At 68.0% G+C, this 15,429-nt stretch carries 15 protein-coding genes; 8 read left to right on the top strand and 7 right to left on the bottom strand.

The features are described 5' to 3' along the window. Positions 1-108: 108 nt before the first annotated feature. Positions 109-2,319, bottom strand: a complete 2,211-nt coding sequence (locus tag J7I44_RS02450) for a histidine kinase dimerization/phosphoacceptor domain -containing protein (protein ID WP_209615160.1) — start codon at positions 2,317-2,319, stop codon at positions 109-111. Between the two features lie 258 nt (positions 2,320-2,577). On the opposite strand from J7I44_RS02450, the gene J7I44_RS02455 reads away from it, so the two are divergent. Then, on the top strand, positions 2,578-3,399 hold the full coding sequence (locus tag J7I44_RS02455) for a Crp/Fnr family transcriptional regulator (protein WP_209615163.1): 822 nt from the start codon (positions 2,578-2,580) through the stop codon (positions 3,397-3,399). 420 nt (positions 3,400-3,819) lie between these two features. After that, a complete protein-coding gene (locus J7I44_RS02460; RefSeq protein WP_209615166.1) occupies positions 3,820-4,026 on the top strand; it encodes a hypothetical protein in 207 nt (68 codons plus the stop codon). On the opposite strand, the gene J7I44_RS02465 is transcribed toward J7I44_RS02460, so the two are convergent. The 3 genes from J7I44_RS02465 to J7I44_RS02475 all read right to left on the bottom strand — a co-directional run bounded on the left by J7I44_RS02465 (position 4,004) and on the right by J7I44_RS02475 (position 8,181). Then, positions 4,004-5,206 (bottom strand): cation:proton antiporter, encoded by a 1,203-nt coding sequence (locus J7I44_RS02465; RefSeq protein ID WP_209615169.1) that lies wholly within the window; start codon positions 5,204-5,206, stop codon positions 4,004-4,006. The two genes, J7I44_RS02460 and J7I44_RS02465, sit on opposite strands and share 23 nt — an antisense overlap. A gap of 74 nt (positions 5,207-5,280) precedes the next feature. After that, positions 5,281-6,675 (bottom strand): sodium:proton antiporter NhaD, encoded by a 1,395-nt coding sequence (nhaD, locus tag J7I44_RS02470; RefSeq protein ID WP_209615172.1) that lies wholly within the window; start codon positions 6,673-6,675, stop codon positions 5,281-5,283. 60 nt (positions 6,676-6,735) lie between these two features. Next, positions 6,736-8,181, bottom strand: a complete 1,446-nt coding sequence (locus tag J7I44_RS02475; protein WP_209615175.1) for an MFS transporter — start codon at positions 8,179-8,181, stop codon at positions 6,736-6,738. Between the two features lie 183 nt (positions 8,182-8,364). On the opposite strand from J7I44_RS02475, the gene rnk reads away from it, so the two are divergent. Next, a complete protein-coding gene (rnk, locus tag J7I44_RS02480; protein WP_209615178.1) occupies positions 8,365-8,772 on the top strand; it encodes a nucleoside diphosphate kinase regulator in 408 nt (135 codons plus the stop codon). Between the two features lie 17 nt (positions 8,773-8,789). Here rnk and J7I44_RS02485 read toward each other — a convergent pair whose 3' ends face one another. Then, positions 8,790-9,020: a phosphatase PAP2 family protein gene (locus J7I44_RS02485; protein ID WP_478293602.1), complete on the bottom strand. Its 231-nt coding sequence runs from the start codon at positions 9,018-9,020 to the stop codon at positions 8,790-8,792. Next, positions 8,942-9,283 carry a hypothetical protein gene (locus J7I44_RS02490; protein WP_209615183.1) on the bottom strand — a complete coding sequence of 114 codons (342 nt, stop codon included), beginning with the start codon at positions 9,281-9,283 and terminating at the stop codon, positions 8,942-8,944. The genes J7I44_RS02485 and J7I44_RS02490 overlap by 79 nt, the downstream gene beginning before the upstream one ends. A 115-nt stretch (positions 9,284-9,398) precedes the next feature. Here J7I44_RS02490 and ligA point away from each other — a divergent pair, with 115 nt between their 5' ends. The 5 genes from ligA (at position 9,399) to J7I44_RS02515 (ending at position 14,661) form a co-directional block, all read left to right on the top strand. Beyond that, on the top strand, positions 9,399-11,780 hold the full coding sequence (gene ligA / locus J7I44_RS16780) for an NAD-dependent DNA ligase LigA (RefSeq protein WP_245187874.1): 2,382 nt from the start codon (positions 9,399-9,401) through the stop codon (positions 11,778-11,780). Beyond that, positions 11,777-12,169 carry a VOC family protein gene (locus tag J7I44_RS02500; protein ID WP_209615186.1) on the top strand — a complete coding sequence of 131 codons (393 nt, stop codon included), beginning with the start codon at positions 11,777-11,779 and terminating at the stop codon, positions 12,167-12,169. The genes ligA and J7I44_RS02500 overlap by 4 nt, the downstream gene beginning before the upstream one ends. Further along, entirely contained in the window at positions 12,166-13,125 is a 960-nt protein-coding gene (gene epmA, locus J7I44_RS02505; protein ID WP_209615190.1) for an EF-P lysine aminoacylase EpmA, read from the top strand. The genes J7I44_RS02500 and epmA overlap by 4 nt, the downstream gene beginning before the upstream one ends. A gap of 66 nt (positions 13,126-13,191) precedes the next feature. Then, complete coding sequence (locus tag J7I44_RS02510; protein WP_209615193.1) at positions 13,192-13,356, top strand: LiaI-LiaF-like domain-containing protein; 165 nt, start codon at positions 13,192-13,194, stop codon at positions 13,354-13,356. 6 nt (positions 13,357-13,362) lie between these two features. Continuing rightward, the gene (locus tag J7I44_RS02515) at positions 13,363-14,661 is read left to right on the top strand and encodes an MFS transporter (RefSeq protein ID WP_209615196.1); all 1,299 of its coding nucleotides are present in this window, start codon (positions 13,363-13,365) and stop codon (positions 14,659-14,661) included. Between the two features lie 61 nt (positions 14,662-14,722). Here the strand turns inward: J7I44_RS02515 and J7I44_RS02520 are convergent, their stop codons facing one another. After that, positions 14,723-15,406, bottom strand: coding sequence for a DUF2461 domain-containing protein (locus J7I44_RS02520; protein WP_245187877.1), 684 nt, complete (start codon positions 15,404-15,406; stop codon positions 14,723-14,725). Positions 15,407-15,429: the final 23 nt, after the last annotated feature.

The following is a 15,429-nucleotide window of genomic DNA, read 5'->3' on the forward strand; positions in this document are numbered from 1 at the left end:
GGCGGCGTCATGCGGCGGATTCGTCAAGGGAACCGGCGTCGTCGAATGGTACCGACCGCCATGGAATCGATGAAGAGCGATCGGGCAGAAAGGGCGGCGCTCATGCCACTACGCCGGCATCGGTCCGGACGGGGTGGAGCGCTCACGGTGAGCGGCTGGCTTGACGGGCACCGTGATGGTCACGGTGGTGCCGTCGCCGCCCGTCACAGTCTCCGCATGACCGCTCAGCTGGGCGGTGAAGATGCGGATCAGCTTTGACCCGAGCCCTCCACCCTGGACCCTGCCGTGCATGCCCAGCCCGTGGTCCCGAACACGGACCCGCAGCCCGTCGTCCGTGCGGTCGGCACGGACCTCGACCGGACCCGGGGCGCCGGCGTAGGCGTACTTGGCTGCATTGGTCAGCAGCTCGGTGACCAGCAGGGCGAGCGTGACGGCGGTCTGGCTGGGGATGGCCGCGTCCGTCGCCTCCACCGCGACGCGGCCGGACCAGCCATCGCCCCAGGACGACATGAGGTCCGCACAGAGCTCTTCCAGATAGGGCCCGAGCTGGACGTTCTGCGCATCGCTTGATCGCCACAGGTGACGATGCACGGCGCTCACGGCCATCAGGCGGTTGACGGCGCTCTCGAACTGGGTGCGTACGTGACGGTCGGGCGTCTGGCGCGCCTGCAACTGCAGCATGGAATTGACGATCTGCAGGCTGTTCTGCACCCGGTGATGCACCTCCTGCATCAGCACATGCTTCTGCGCGACCAGGGACTGCTGTTCGGCCAACGTCTCGCGCAGGCGATGGTCGAGTTCCCGCACGGTTTGTTGATGGAAGAGCGCATCCAGCGAGCGCCCCAACTGGCGCGTGGCATCGACTTCGGCACGCGTCCACGGGCGAGTCGTCTGGTGGACGGTCCGCTCCCGGGCGGTGGAGGGGGATGTCCGGATCAGCGAGGTCGGCGAGTCGCCGTCGACGCGAGTCCCCTCGTCAGTGCCCGCCCATGTCACGTGGGTGGATTCTTCACCGCGGAACCACAACAGCATCGTCGGACCGGTCGCGTCGACCGTGGTGGCCAGTACGCCAGCCGCTTCCGTTGCGTAAGGTCCGGCCGCGTCCCATTGAGCGGCCAGGCAGTGGGTGGCGAAAACGTCGCCGCGCACGGCCTCCTGCAGCCACTGCGCGAGGGCGGCGGTCTGCACCGGGTCTGGCGTGCGCCCGGTCAGCTCGACGCGCCCCGGGGACACCCGCGCAGCCCCGTCGCACGGAACCATGGACGCCAGGCGGGCGAGGTCCAGTTCCAACGGAAGGCGCCCCTCGACCATCACGCGCAGGTCGTCCAGCCAGGCCATCCGGAGGTCGCCCAGGCGGGTGCTCTGGCCGTGGTGGCCGGTCGCCTCGCGGTCCTCGATCCGATGCGCGAACAGCCGCGCCAGGTGCCGGCAGGCTTCGCGCACCTCGTAGGCGACGTGCCGCGGTTCGCCGTGATGGCAGGCGACCAGACCCCAGAGCTCGTTGTTCACCACGACCGGTAGGGTCATCGAGGAAGCCACGCCCATGCTTTTCAGGTTCTGCAGATGGACAGGCGAAACGCTGCGCAGCGAGCAGTCGCTCATGTCGGGCGTCGCCGCGTCCCACCGCGCGGACGCCCGCAGTGGCGCGGGGATGTAGTTGGCGTCGGGAATGAGGCTGAAGCGGTTCCGCAGGTAGGGCTTGCGCGCCTGCCTCGGGAAGTCGGTGCCCGGAAAGCGCTGGTCGAGCAGCGAGGGCAAGGCGTTCGAACGGGCTTCGCCGACGACTTCGCCCGCGTCGCCTTCCAGGAAGCGGTAGACGAGCACGCGGTCGAAGCCGACAAGCCGGCGCACCTCGGCGGCCATCGTCCCGAACAGGTGCTCGGGCTCGCCTGGCAGATCGAGCGAGGCCACCGCCCGGGAGAATTGCGACATATTGGCGGCCGCCTCCGCCGCGGGCGCCGCCGCCGGCTCGAATTCGATGATCGCGCCTTCCTGGCGAGGATGGGCTGTGATGTCCCACGCGCCGCCGCCTGGCGGGCACGGGTGCCACTTGGTCACGAAGCCCTGCATCGCCGGATCCAGCCGCTCGATCAGCTGTGCCAAACCGCAGCCCTTGCTGTCGACCAGCGCGCCGATGGGCTGCCCCAGCAACGCCTCGGGAGGCACGCCGACGGCCCGGCACGTGTCGCCGGCGAGATGGGTAACGACGCCCAGGCCGTCGAGCGACAGCAAAGCGCCGTGCGGCTGGATCGCGGCGGGAAAACGGTTCGAATCCCGTTCCCGCAGGCTGTGGTGGCGCATCTTGGGGGAAAAACCCATGGGCTCGGCCTGTGAGACCGCCTGGCGTATGCGGCGTGGGTTATGGGCGTACGCTTCGCCCGGTGCTTTGGACGACAGGGCGTGGCGAAGAAGTGCTCCCGACTGTAGGGGAGGACCTCCGTAAAGTATGTTCAATTGTGGACACTGAGCTGACGCGTCACTCACACGAAAACAACCTGCGGCGCCCTGATATAACGTCGCGAATCCGTGGCGGCGGCGTCCCCGGCGTGTGCAGTGTCACGGTCATCAGGGGTTTTCATGGCCAGCCAGTACGAGCGTGCACAGTCACCCAGCGAATTGAGCGAGGTCGCCCCGCCCAACAATCTGCTGCGCGCGTTGCACCAGGATGATCTGGTCGCGCTGCAACCCCACCTGGAATCCCAGCGAGTGGAGGTTGGCCGCGTGCTCTACGAGCCCGGCGACACGGTACGTTACGTCTATTTCCCCTGCGGCCCCACGCTGGTTTCGTTCATGGTGCTGCTGGAGGACGGTCGCGGCATCGAAACGGCGCTGGTGGGTCGGGAAGGGGCTGTCGGTGGCATCGTCAGCCAGGGGCGACTGCCATCGTATTCGCGTACCGTCGTGCAGTTCCCGGGCCCCTTGCTGAGGATGGGTGCCGGGGAGCTGGAACAGGCGAAGGTGCGATCGCCGAGCCTGCGCAATCTGTTTGCCCGTTACGCGGACTGCCTGATGGCCCAGGTGTTCCAGTCCGTGGCCTGCAACGCGGCACATTCGATCGAGCAGCGAACCGCCAAGTGGCTGATCGCGGCCCTCGATCGGACGGGCGACCATGATGTGCCGCTCACCCAGGAGCAACTCGCTTCCATGCTGGGTGTCGGGCGCAGCTACATCAGCCGCGTGATCAAGCAGCTCAAGGACCGGGGCATCCTGGAGACCCGCCGCGGCGGCGTGCGCGTGACCCAGGCGGGCGGGCTCGAGGACATTGCCTGTGGCTGCAACCGGGCGGTGCGGTCGCACTTCGAGGACGTCTTGCGCGGCGTGTATCCGGCGGAAGAGGAGAGCGCGGCGATCAAGGCAAGTGCAGGTGACCTGCAGCCGGGTTCGCGCATGCCTGGCTGACGGCGATCGGCCCCCGGCAACGCGCGTGAGTGCTGCCGGCGGTGTTGCGCCTTTGTCATCGCCGGGCGGTAAATCTTCCGCAAGCCGCCTGCGCTTACCCGCTCAGGCGCGACTCGTGCGAACCGAGGTTTTTTTGATCTCGCGGGCCTGCTGGCACCGTCCTGCTGCTTGCCCGGGTTCCAGGCTGGCTCGCATGCACGGGCGTGACCGCGTTTGCATGGCCGCTGCCTGCACTCACACCAAGATCAGCCTTCCCCTACGGCGGCCGGCTCGGCGGACGCTCATACTTCGCGCAAATCGGGCCCGGCAGATGCCTGCCAGGTGTCAGGGGTCGCCGACAAACCATCCGGCCGCAGCAGCGGCCGTCTGTCACAAAAGCCGCGTAGCATGGGCGTCCCGCGGGCCGCCCGGTGTATGACCATGGTCCTTGACGAGAAGATCCAGGCAAGGTTGGCCGAAGCCCATCGGTTGCTGATACTGGAGATCGAGCACCGCGACCGCGTTCGGGCCGAGCGCCTGGACGATTCGGACGCGGAGAAGGCAGTACGGCTGCGGCAGGCCTTTATCGAGCGGATGCAGCGGGTCCTCGCCCGGCACCGTCCGCTCATCCGCCTGCGTCCGGGTTGAGGCCGGCCTCGGCCGGATGGCGCTTGAGCAACCATGCCAGCACCGGCGGCGTGACCATCGCAGTGAGCAACGACATCGCCACGATGATCGCGTAGATGCGGTCGCTGAAAACCCCGGCGGCCAGGCCCAGGCTCGCCACCACGACGCCGACCTCGCCCCGGGGCACCATGCCGAAGCCGACGATGGTCGCGGCGCTTCGGCCCAGCGCCAGCGAGCCGAGCCAGCCACCGGCAAGCTTGGAGACGATGGCGATCACGGTGACGATAGCCAACATCCACAACGCCTGCGCGCTGCCCAGTTGGGCCAGATCGATCTTGCTGCCGGTGACGACGAAGAAGAACGGCGTCAGCAGGGCCAATAGCGGCTGGGTCTGCTTTTCCAGCGTGTGCTGCTGGCGCGTTTCGGAGGCGATCATGCCGGCCAGGAAGGCGCCGATGATTGCCGCCAGGCCCAACAGGGTGGATAGCCACGCCAGGCCGAGGCAGATCGCGAGCACGATCGCCAACGACGAGTGGGCGCTGTGTGGCTTCTCCAGCCACGCGGAATTCCAGCGCATGACCCGCGCGCCACCGAGCCCGACCAAGACGATGAAGCCGATCGCGCTGCCCAGGACCGCCAGCAACTTGAGCGGTTCGAAGCCACCGCCGTCCTGGAGCGATACCACCACGCCGAGCAGCAGCATGGCCAGGATGTCGTCGATCACCGCGGCTCCCAGGATCACTTTGCTTTCCACCCGCTGCAGCGCCCCCAGTTCCTGCAGCACGCGCGCCGTAATGCCGGCCGACGTCGCGACGAAGGCGGCGGCGATGAACAGCGAGTTGCTCCAGGGAAAGCCACTACCGTGCGCCCACACGCTGCCCATGGCGAAGGGGATCACCACGCCGAGCACGCCGACCAGGAAGGCGATCTTGCCGACCCGCTTGAGGTCTTCCAGTCGCGTTTCCAGGCCGACGGCAAACAACAACAGCACGACGCCGATTTCAGCCAGCACGTCCAGCGGCGTGCCGGGCAGAATCTGATCGGGGCTGATCCAGCCGAGCACGGAAGGTCCGATCACGCAACCGGCCGCGATTTCCCCGACCACGCCCGGGAGCCTCAAGCGCTGGGCGATTTCCGCGCCGATCTGCGCGGCGACGAACACGAGGAACAGGGTAAGCAGAATGTCGCTGGCGTGGTGCATGGAGATCCTTGATGACGATGGCGCGCCTTGCGCATGCGGCGAGCGGCGAATGGCGGTTGCGCTCAAGGGCGCTTCTACAAAGGGGGGCGGGCGCCGTTGAGGGCCAGGTGCAGGGCGATGCTCGCCACGTAACCGAGCGCGATGGCCCAGGTCCAGCGCAGGTGGCGCATGAAGGTGTAGCGCCCGCCGGATGCTCCCATGAGCGCCACGCCAGCGGCCGAGCCGACCGAAAGCAGGCTGCCGCCCACGCCGGCGGTGAGGGTGATCAGCAGCCACTGCGCTTCATCCATCGGCGGATTCATCTGCAGCACCGCGTACATGATCGGGATGTTGTCGATCACCGCCGAAAGCACGCCCATGGCCGTGTTGGCGGTGGTCGCGCCGAGCGCGCCGTAGAGCGTATGCGAGGCCAGCTCCAGATAACCCAGCGCCGCCAGCCCGCCGACGCAGCCGAATACGCCGTAGAAGAACAGCAGCGTGTCCCATTCGGCGTTGGCGATGATGCGGAAGATCGAGTAGGGCTCCTCTTCCGCACCCTGCGCCAGGGCGTAGCGGCGCTGGCTGCGGTCGATGCGTGAGGCCAGCAGATTGAGCAGGGCCAGCCCGGTGAGCATGCCGTAGGCAGCTGGCATGCCCAGCCATTGCTTGCCCAGGACGGTGATTGCGATGGTCAGCGCGAAGGTCAGGCAGATACCGATGCCTCCGGGTTTGACATGAACGCTCCCCGGCACCGAGTCGGGCAAGCCCTTGGGCAAGGCGAAGTGCATCGCGACAGCGGGTACCAGCCAGTTGACCAGCGCCGGAAGGAACAGCCGGAAGAAGTCGAAGAATTCGGCCTTGTGCGCCTGCCACACCATCAGCGTGGTGATGTCGCCGAACGCGCTCCACGCGCCACCGGCATTGGCGGCAACCACCAGGTTGATCAGCGACAGCGTGGCAAAGCGCGCCTGCCCACCGCCCACTGCCAGCACCACCGCCGACATCACCAGTGCGGTGGTCAGGTTGTCCAATACGGGCGAGAGGAAGAACGCGATGGTGCCGGTAATCCAGAACAGCGCGCGGTACCCCAGGCGGCGGCGGGTCAGTTGCGCACGCAGGGCTTCGAATACGTTGCGCTCGCCCAGGGCGGTGACGTAAGTCATCGCCACCACCAGGAAAAAGAAAATCTCCGCGTATTCGAGAAACATCCCCTGGAACGCATCGCGTGCCGCGGTCGAACCGCCGCCGGCGTCGCGTGTCTGCCAGGCGATCAGGCCCCAGATCAGCGCCGCGGCGAGCATCACCGGCTTGGACTTGGCGATCCGGATGCGCTCCTCCAGCACCACCGCCACGTAGGCCAGCACGAACAATGCCAGCGCCAGCCAGCCGACCGGATGCCCGGTCAGGTGGAAGTTCGCGCCGGTTTCGGCGGCCATGGCCGAGGTGGGGAGGCCGCCAGCGAGGGCGGCAAGGAACAACGTCGAACGCATAGATCGCTTCCTGGAAAAACGCCCGCCAAGCCTATCAGGCGTGCGCGTGCCGCCGGCGCGTCAGGCCGGCAGTTGCCCGCGCGTCGGTCGATCGATCCGCAACCGGCTGAATACGCGGCTGGCCGAGGCGGTAACCACCGCCAGGATCAGCACGGTCCAGCGGAACGCGGCCACGTAGTCGGAATGCGCGTGGCCCTGCAGCAGCGACTCCATCAGCAAGGTGGCCAGCGCGATGCCGAAGCTCATCGAAAGGTACTGAGCGGTCGACGCCATCGACGAGGCCATCGAGGCGTGTTTGATGTCCAGGTCGTGGTAGACCAGCGTGTTCATGGCGGTGTATTGCAGGCCGCCGAAGCCGCCGTAGAAGAACACCATGACCGCGATCAGCCATGCAGGCGTGTCCCGTCCGAAGGTGGCGAACGAGGCCAGCAACATCGCCACGATCAGCGTGTTGCCGATCAACAGGCGGCGATAGCCCAACCGCGCCAGTGCGCGGTTGACGATCCACTTGGCGCTGATGGAGCCGATGGCCTGCGGAACCATCATCATGCCCGCCATCAGCGCCGACCAGCCGCAGCCCACCTGCAGGAACAGCACCAGCAGAAGGAACATGCCCGAAATGCCCAGCCGGGTGAACAGATTGCCCGCCAGCGCCACCCACACGCTGCGCACCTTCAGCAGCGTGAGGTCCGCGACCGGGAACGCGGTGCGCCGGCTGTGCCACACGTAGATCACCCCGATCAGCAGCGCCAGCGCCGTGCACTCGCCGATGCGTGCCCACGCCACATGCTCGGCGCCGACCAGCTCCGAGGCGGTCAGCAGCAGTGCCGAGGCGGCGCCGAACAGCAGGAAGCCGAGCAGGTCGAACGGATTGGCGTGCCGCATGCGGTACTCGGGCATGTCCTGCTTGTTCATCCACATTCCGGCGATGCCTACCGGCACGTTGAGCAGGAAGATCAGCCGCCAGGACGTGAATTCCACCAGGGCGCCGCCCAGCAGCGGGCCCAGCACGGAACCGAGCAGGCCGAACGTGGCCACCGTGCTCATCACCGCCACGAACTCGTGCCTGGCGATGCTGCGCACCAGAACGTAACGGCCCACCGGCATCAGGGCCGCACCACCGACACCCTGCATGACGCGCGCGGCCACCAGCTGGGGCAACGTCTGGGAGAGGCCGCAGAACAGCGAGCCGACGCCGAACACCGCGATGGCGGCGCCGAAAACCTTGCGCGTGCCGAAGCGATCGCACAGCCAGGGGCTGGCCGGAATCAGGATCGCCAGGGTCAGCACGTAGCTGGTAAGCGCGCTGCGCATGCCCAGCGGCGTGACGCCGAGGGCATCGGCCATGGCCGGCACCGCGGTGTTGACGATGGTCGAATCCAGCGCCTGCATGAAGAACGCCGCCGAAACCAGCCAGATCAGCCCACGGTAGCGTTCGCGCGAGGACGCCTCCACTGGCTCGCCCGCATGCAGGGAAGGGGCGGGAGGAAGGGCATCGTTCGGCATGGGGGCGCATGATACGGGCCCCGCTGCCTTCGGTGCGTGCATGGTCGCCGCTCGGTGACGGGCTTGCCTTTTTGCGCGGCCGACACCAGATTCTCCAGAATCCTGCGTTCTTTTGTGGCGCAGCACCGACCACCCGTTCCCCAGCATGCCGGCACGAGCCGGTTTTTTTCCGTGGAGAAACCCATGAGCCGGCCCACCATCGTCCTGTCCCGCCTGGATGTCGAACGTATCGAGAGCCTGCTCGATCGGCTGCCGGCCGCGGACGCGCAGCAGCACGCGTCGCTGCGGGCGGAACTGGAGCGGGCCGAAGTGCGCGAGCCGGGCGACATGCCGGCCGACGTGGTCACCATGAACTCCACGGTGACCTTCAGCGAGGAGGGCACCGGCGAGCGCATTACCGTGTCGCTGGTGTATCCGGCCGCAGCCGGCAAGCCGGGCACGGTGTCCATCCTCGCCCCCGTGGGCAGCGCGCTGCTGGGGCTTGCGCAAGGCCAGGAGATCGACTGGCCGATGCCCGGTGGCCGGGCGCGGCACCTGCGCGTCATGGAGATCGACTACCAGCCCGAGGCCTCCGGGCACTTGCACCGCTGAGCAGGCGGGACCCCTGCCTACGGCTTGAAATGGTGCACGTAGCCCACGCTGAACCAGCCCGGTAGCCAGCCGACGATCAGCGGCGAGTCGCGCCGGCTGGCCCACAGGCCGACGCCGGTACCGACCAGGGCGCCCACCAGCACGTCGCTCTGCCAGTGCGCATGGACTTTCATGCGCGCGACCGCGTCATAGGCGGGCAACAGGGCCAGCGCGTAGACGGCCGGGTGCTCGTCCCCGTAGTTGGCGATGAAGGGCGTGACGGCGGCGGAAAGTGCAGCGCATCGACCGAACGCCAGAAGGTGTCGCCCAGCTTGTTGTCGTCGCCGAAGGCGATGGCGCCGGCGCCGACCGTCACGATGCTGCCGTACAGAAGGGCCTTCTGGTTGCTCCGCTTCCAGATGCCGGTGTTGTCGTAGTGCAGGCGGTGGTCGATGCCGAGCGGGCCGCCGTGGGCGACGGCGGTGCCGCAGACCAGGAAAAGCAGGCAGGCAAACCAGTGGAACGGGCGCATGACCTATCTCCCACGGCGGTCCGGGATCGCCGGCACCGGCACGCTAGCGCTGCGTCCTTTTACTTCCCTTAGCGGCGATGTGCCGCGTGGATGGGCCTGTCGCTACACTTCCGCCATGCATCCGAACACTTCCGACTGGCAGGCCCGGGCCGCCGAACTGCGCGAGCGGATCGAGCAGGCGAACTACCGCTACCACGTCCTTGACGACGCCGACATCACCGACGCCGAGTACGACCGCCTGATGCGCGAGCTCGAATCGCTGGAGGCGGCCCATCCGGAGCTGGCCACGGACGATTCGCCCACCCGACGCGTGGGCGCCCGTGCGCAAGGTGGGTTCGCCGAGGTGCGGCACGCCTTGCCGATGTTGTCGCTGGGCAACGCCTTCGAGCAGGAAGGCGACAGCGAGCGCGAGCGCTTCGTCGAAATTGTCGAGTTCGAACGGCGTGTCGAGCAGGCGCTGGACCGGCGCGAACCGGTGTTCTCGGTCGAACCCAAGCTGGATGGCCTGGCGATCAGCCTGCGCTATGAGCAGGGCGTGTTCATCCAGGGGGCGACCCGCGGCGACGGCGAAACCGGCGAAGACGTAACCGCCAACCTGCGCACCGTGCGGGCGATCCCGCTGCGGTTGCGCGGCGCCGGCTGGCCGCGGGTGCTGGAGGTACGCGGCGAAGTCATCATGCTGCGCAAGGATTTCGAGGCCTTCAACGCGTACGCCCGCACGCATGGCGAAAAGCCGCTGGCCAACCCGCGCAACGGCGCGGCCGGCTCGTTGCGCCAGCTCGATCCAGCGATCACCGCCAAACGCCGGTTGAGCTTCTTCGCCTACGCGGTCGGCGTGGTCGAGGGCGGCGAGCTGCCGGCCACCCATTCGCAGACGCTGGCGCGGCTGCGTGAATGGGGTTTCCCGGTCTCGCCGGAGGCCGACGTGGCGCGCGGCTTCGATGGGCTGATCGCCTACTACCAGCGCATTGGCACCAAGCGCGCCGAGCTGCCGTACGACATCGACGGCGTGGTCTACAAGCTCGACGATTACGCGGGCCAGCGCGAGATGGGTTTCGTCTCGCGCGCGCCGCGCTGGGCCATTGCGCACAAGTTCCCGGCGCAGGAGCAGAGCACCGAGGTCGAGGCGATCGAGATCCAGATCGGCCGCACCGGCGCGGCGACGCCGGTCGCGCGCCTCCGGCCCGTGCAGGTGGCGGGCGTCACCGTCACCAACGCGACCCTGCACAACGCCGACCAGATCGCCCGGCTGGACGTACGCGTGGGCGACACGGTGATCGTGCGCCGCGCCGGCGACGTGATCCCCGAGGTCGTGCGCGTGCAGACCGAACGCCGCCCGGCCGGCACCCACCCCTGGACCATGCCGGCGCACTGCCCGGTATGCGGTTCGGCGTTGATGCGCGAGGAAGGGGAGGCCGCCTGGCGTTGCAGCGGCGGGCTGGTCTGCCCGGCGCAGCGCAAGGAGGCCCTGATCCACTTTGCCTCGCGCCGCGCGATGGACATCGAAGGCCTGGGAACCCGCTTCGTCGATGCGCTGGTCGAGCTGGACATGGTGCGCACGCCGGCCGACCTGTACGACCTCACGGTCGAGCGCTTCGTCGCCATGAAGCAGGCGATCGACGAGCGCGAGGGCACCACGCCGGAGACGGTCAAGGCCGGCAAGATCGCCACCAAGTGGGCCGAGAACCTGGTCGAAGGCATCGACGCCAGCCGGCACACCACGCTGCCGCGATTCCTTTTCGCGCTGGGCATCATGCACATCGGCGAAAGCACGGCGCGCACGCTGGCCACCTGGCTGGGCAGCCTGGAGCGGGTCCGCAGCACGCCGGCCGCCGTGCTGCGCGTGCTGCCGGATATCGGCGAGGAAGTGGCCTCTTCGATTGCAGGGTTTTTCGCGCAGGAGGGCAACCAGCGAGTGGTCGACGCGCTGCTGGCCGCCGGCATCACCTTCAGTGACGAGGGGGCGCCGTCGCCGCGGCTGCGCGAGAGGCTGGGACTGGCCGCGCTGCTCGATCACGCGAAGGTGTCCAAGCTTGGGCCCAAGAGCACGCAACTGCTGGTCGAACACTTCCCGACGCTCGAGCGTCTGCTCGCGGCGGGGGAAGCGCAATGGATCACCCATGGCCTGCCGCAGGCCGCCGCCACGAATTTGGCGGCCTTCCTGGCGGACGACACCCACCTGGCGCCCCTGCGCGACGCCGAGGCCGCCATCCAGCGCCTGCTGGCTGCCGTGCCACAGACACGCACAAGCACCGCGCCACTGGAAGGCCAGACCGTCGTGCTCACCGGTACGCTGCCGACCCTGAGCCGCGACGAGGCCAAGCAGCGGCTGGAGGCGTTGGGCGCGAAAGTGGCCGGCTCCGTCTCGAAGAAGACCTCGTTCGTGGTGGCCGGCGAGGCAGCCGGATCCAAACTGGACAAGGCCCAGGAGCTTGGCGTGCCGGTGTGGGACGAGGCGCAACTGCTGGCGTTGCTGGCCGGGCACGACTCGCCATGAAGGGCGCGGTCATGCGCGTTGCCCGGGCGTGCCGGGAGATCGAGGCCATAGGCCGCCAGTACAGCGAAGGCCTCGGTTTCGAAGTGCTTTCCACCTTCCGCGGCCACGACGGTTTCGACGGCGTGATCCTCGGCCATCCGAATTCGGCCTACCACCTGGAGTTCATCCACGATCACACGGCGCCGCCTGCAGCGCCGCCGCACGAGGAGCAACTGCTGGTGTTCTATCTCGAGGACGAGGAGGCCTGGCTCGCCCGCTGTGCGGCGATGCTCGCGGCGGGCTTTACGGTCGCGCATAACGCCAACCCGTTCTGGCAGAGGCACGGGCGTACCTTCGAGGATGCCGAAGGCGGGCGCGTGGTGCTGCACCGGGGCGGCTGGCCCCGATGAGCACGTGCCCACCACCAGCGGCGTTGCGCCTGCGTGCCGAGCTTTACCGGCTGCTGAGAGCGTTTTTCTTCGATCGCGGCGTGATGGAAGTGGAGACGCCCATCCTGTCGGCGGCCGGCAACACCGAACCCAACATCCAGAGCTTTGCCACGACCTTCCATGGCCACGTCGATGCCGGCGCGCGCGAGCGTTGGCTGCGCACCTCGCCCGAATACCCCCTGAAGCGGCTGCTCGCCGCCGGCGTGGGCGACTGCTACGAGCTCGGCCGCGTGTTCCGCAACGGCGAGGCGGGCGGGCGGCACAATCCCGAGTTCACCATGCTCGAGTGGTATCGGGTCGGCTGGGACCATCGGCGGCTGGCGGATGAAGTGGTCGAGCTGGTGCAGGCGTCGCTCACCCTCGTCGATCGCCATGCCGACGTGCGCGTGTGCAGCTACCGGGAGCTGTTCCTGGACACGCTGGGTCTGGATCCGCTCACCGCGCCGCTCGATGTACTGCAACAGGCGCTGGACCGATCGACCATCGATCCGGAAGGACTGTCCCGCGACGACTGGCTGGACCTGATCATCACGCACCGCCTGCAGCCGGATTTTCCACGCGACCGCATGACGGTCATCCACGACTACCCGGCCAGCCAGTGCGCGCTGGCGCGGATCCGGCGTGACGATCCGCCCATCGCTGAACGCTTCGAGCTCTACCTGGGCCCCTACGAGCTGGCCAACGGGTACCACGAGCTCAACGACGCGGCCGAGCAACGCGCGCGGTTCGAGCGCGACAACGCCGTGCGCCGTGCCCGCGGCCTGCGCGACGTGCCACTGGACGAGCACCTGCTGGCCGCGCTCGACGCGATGCCCGATTGCGCCGGCGTCGCGCTGGGCGTCGAGCGGCTGCTGATGTGCCTGGCCGGTACCGATGCGATCGCCGACGTGCTGGCGTTTCCGTTCGCCCGGGCTTGAGCAGGACGTTGACGGGCGCCGGCGGCATGCGCACAGTGGCCGCTTCCTTTCCCGCGAGAAAAACCGATGCGCCCAAGCGTGCCTGGCATCCTGCTGATCGTCATCGGCCTGCTTTTCCTGTTGCGCAACCTCGGCTTCGACCTGCACCTGGGCGAGCTGTTCGCGACCTGGTGGCCGCTGGCGCTGGTGGCGATCGGCGTCGGCATGATGTTCAAGAACCGGCGCGCCTGACACCTGATGAGCGCGGCCCTCGCCGGCACCACCGATCATCGCCTCGGGCGTTCGGACCTGCGTACGCTGGCACTGGCCGCGCTGGGCGGGGCGCTGGAGTTCTATGACTTCGTGGTGTTCGTGTTTTTCGCGATCCCGCTCAGCAAGTTGTTCTTCCCGGCCGACAGCGCGACCTGGCTGGCCCAGCTGAAGGTCTACGGCATCTTCGCCGCCGGCTACCTGGCCCGGCCGCTGGGCGGCATCGTGATGGCGCACTACGGCGACAAGCTCGGGCGCAAGCGCATGTTCACGCTCAGCGTGTTCCTGATGGCGGTGCCCACGTTGGGTATCGGCCTGCTGCCGGTGTATGCGCAAATCGGCATGCTCGCGCCGTTGCTGCTGTTGCTGTTGCGGGTGGTGCAGGGCATCGCCGTGGGTGGCGAGGTGCCGGGGGCGTGGGTGTTCGTGGCCGAGCACGTGCCGCCGCGGCGGGTCGGCTTTGCCTGCGCCAGCCTGACCTCCGGGCTTACCGTGGGCATCCTGATCGGCTCCCTGGTCGCCGCAGGCCTGAACCGGTCGCTCTCGCCGCAGGCGCTGCTCGATTACGGGTGGCGTTTGCCGTTCCTGATCGGCGGGGTGTTCGGCTTCCTGGCCGTCTGGCTGCGCCGCTGGCTGAGCGAGACGCCGGTATTCGAGGCGATGCATGCGCGACGGGAGCTGGTCGCCGGGTTGCCGCTGGCGCAGGTGGCGGCGCGGCATCGTCCGGCGGTGTTGCTGTCGATGCTGGTGACCTGGATGCTCACTGCGGCGATCGTGGTGCTGATCCTGATGACACCTTCGCTGGTGCAGTCGACGTTCGGCGTCGCACCGGCGCGGGCGTTCCTCGGCAACAACGTGGCGTCGTTCGCACTGGCGGTGGGTTGCCTGTTCTACGGTGGCCTGTCCGACCGGATCGGCCCGGCCCGGGCGTTGCTGTTCGGCGCCGTCGGGTTACTGGCGGCCGGATATGCGCTTTATATGGATCTGGCGGCCGGCGGCGCGCATTTCGTGGCGCTGTATGCGCTGGCCGGATTGGCCGTGGGCGTGGTGGGCGTGGTGCCGGTGCTGATGGTGCAGGCGTTCCCGCCGGCGGTGCGTTTTTCCGGGCTTTCCGCGTCGTACAACGTTGCCTACGCGGTGTTCGGCGGCCTCACGCCGCCGCTGATCGGGCTGCTTGTGAAGCGCTTTGGCGCGCTGGCACCGGCTCATTACGTGGCGGCGACGGCGGTGCTGGGCATGAGCGTGGCACTTGTGCTGCTGCGTCGCCAGCAAGAGCGTTCCTTGTAGGGTGGGCTTCAGCCCACCGTGCTGCCGTGCCGGTGGGCTTAAAGCCCACCCTGCGAAAGTGTCAGAACTCGAGTTCCTGGGCGGCGCACAGGTAGTCGACCATCGGCGCGACGCGCTTGAAGCTCTCCACCGCCCATGGCAGCAGCTCGGACGAGCAGGCGAAGGCGTCGTCGAAGTTCTCGCCCGCGGCAAAGTCCTTGCGCTTGAGGTCATCGATCAGTTCGTGCGCGGGATCGAAACCGCGTGGCGGGCGGCTGAGGCTTTCGCCCCAGAAGCTCAGGCCCTCGAAGGACCTGCCGCGGGTCGCACGCTTCCATGCTTCCGGGTTGTCGGCCAGGAAGCCGCGGATGTTCTTGAGCGTGTCGGATTCCGGATGCCACATGCCGCCGCCGGCGAAGCAGTCGCCCGGCTCGACGTGCAGGAAAAAAGACGGCGCCGGGATCTCGAGGCGGCGCGCGTGGAAGAAGCGCGAGCCCTGCCAGGTCTTGTACGGCAGCTTGTTGTTGGAAAAGCGCGTGTCGCGATGGATGCGGAACAGCGAGCCACCGTTCCGGCGTGCGTCGGCGCGGTAGTGCGCGCTGATCTTCGCCAGCGGCGCGGCCATGTCGGCGATCAATGCGAGGAACGGTTCCCTCACGTGGCGCTCGTAGTCGGCCTTGTGCGCGGTGAACCACTCGCGGTTGTTGTTGCGGCCCAGGGCGCGCAGGAAGCGGAAGGTGGCGGGGGTGAAGTAGGGCTGGGACATTCGCCGATTATCGGTCATCGGCC

Origin of the sequence: Frateuria flava, from assembly GCF_017837635.1 — a bacterium.
In the GTDB taxonomy this organism is placed as follows: Bacteria; Pseudomonadota; Gammaproteobacteria; order Xanthomonadales; family Rhodanobacteraceae; genus Frateuria_A; species Frateuria_A flava.

Bases quoted from the DNA above. Each gene is read 5' to 3' on its own strand.
- J7I44_RS02450 (WP_209615160.1), bottom strand. From the start codon at position 2,319: ATGGGTTTTTCCCCCAAGATGCGCCACCACAGCCTGCGGGAACGGGAT.
- J7I44_RS02455 (WP_209615163.1), top strand. From the start codon at position 2,578: ATGGCCAGCCAGTACGAGCGTGCACAGTCACCCAGCGAATTGAGCGAG.
- J7I44_RS02460 (WP_209615166.1), top strand. From the start codon at position 3,820: ATGGTCCTTGACGAGAAGATCCAGGCAAGGTTGGCCGAAGCCCATCGG.
- J7I44_RS02465 (WP_209615169.1), bottom strand. From the start codon at position 5,206: ATGCACCACGCCAGCGACATTCTGCTTACCCTGTTCCTCGTGTTCGTC.
- nhaD (WP_209615172.1), bottom strand. From the start codon at position 6,675: ATGCGTTCGACGTTGTTCCTTGCCGCCCTCGCTGGCGGCCTCCCCACC.
- J7I44_RS02475 (WP_209615175.1), bottom strand. From the start codon at position 8,181: ATGCCGAACGATGCCCTTCCTCCCGCCCCTTCCCTGCATGCGGGCGAG.
- rnk (WP_209615178.1), top strand. From the start codon at position 8,365: ATGAGCCGGCCCACCATCGTCCTGTCCCGCCTGGATGTCGAACGTATC.
- J7I44_RS02490 (WP_209615183.1), bottom strand. From the start codon at position 9,283: ATGCGCCCGTTCCACTGGTTTGCCTGCCTGCTTTTCCTGGTCTGCGGC.
- ligA (WP_245187874.1), top strand. From the start codon at position 9,399: ATGCATCCGAACACTTCCGACTGGCAGGCCCGGGCCGCCGAACTGCGC.
- J7I44_RS02500 (WP_209615186.1), top strand. From the start codon at position 11,777: ATGAAGGGCGCGGTCATGCGCGTTGCCCGGGCGTGCCGGGAGATCGAG.
- epmA (WP_209615190.1), top strand. From the start codon at position 12,166: ATGAGCACGTGCCCACCACCAGCGGCGTTGCGCCTGCGTGCCGAGCTT.
- J7I44_RS02510 (WP_209615193.1), top strand. From the start codon at position 13,192: ATGCGCCCAAGCGTGCCTGGCATCCTGCTGATCGTCATCGGCCTGCTT.
- J7I44_RS02515 (WP_209615196.1), top strand. From the start codon at position 13,363: ATGAGCGCGGCCCTCGCCGGCACCACCGATCATCGCCTCGGGCGTTCG.
- J7I44_RS02520 (WP_245187877.1), bottom strand. From the start codon at position 15,406: ATGTCCCAGCCCTACTTCACCCCCGCCACCTTCCGCTTCCTGCGCGCC.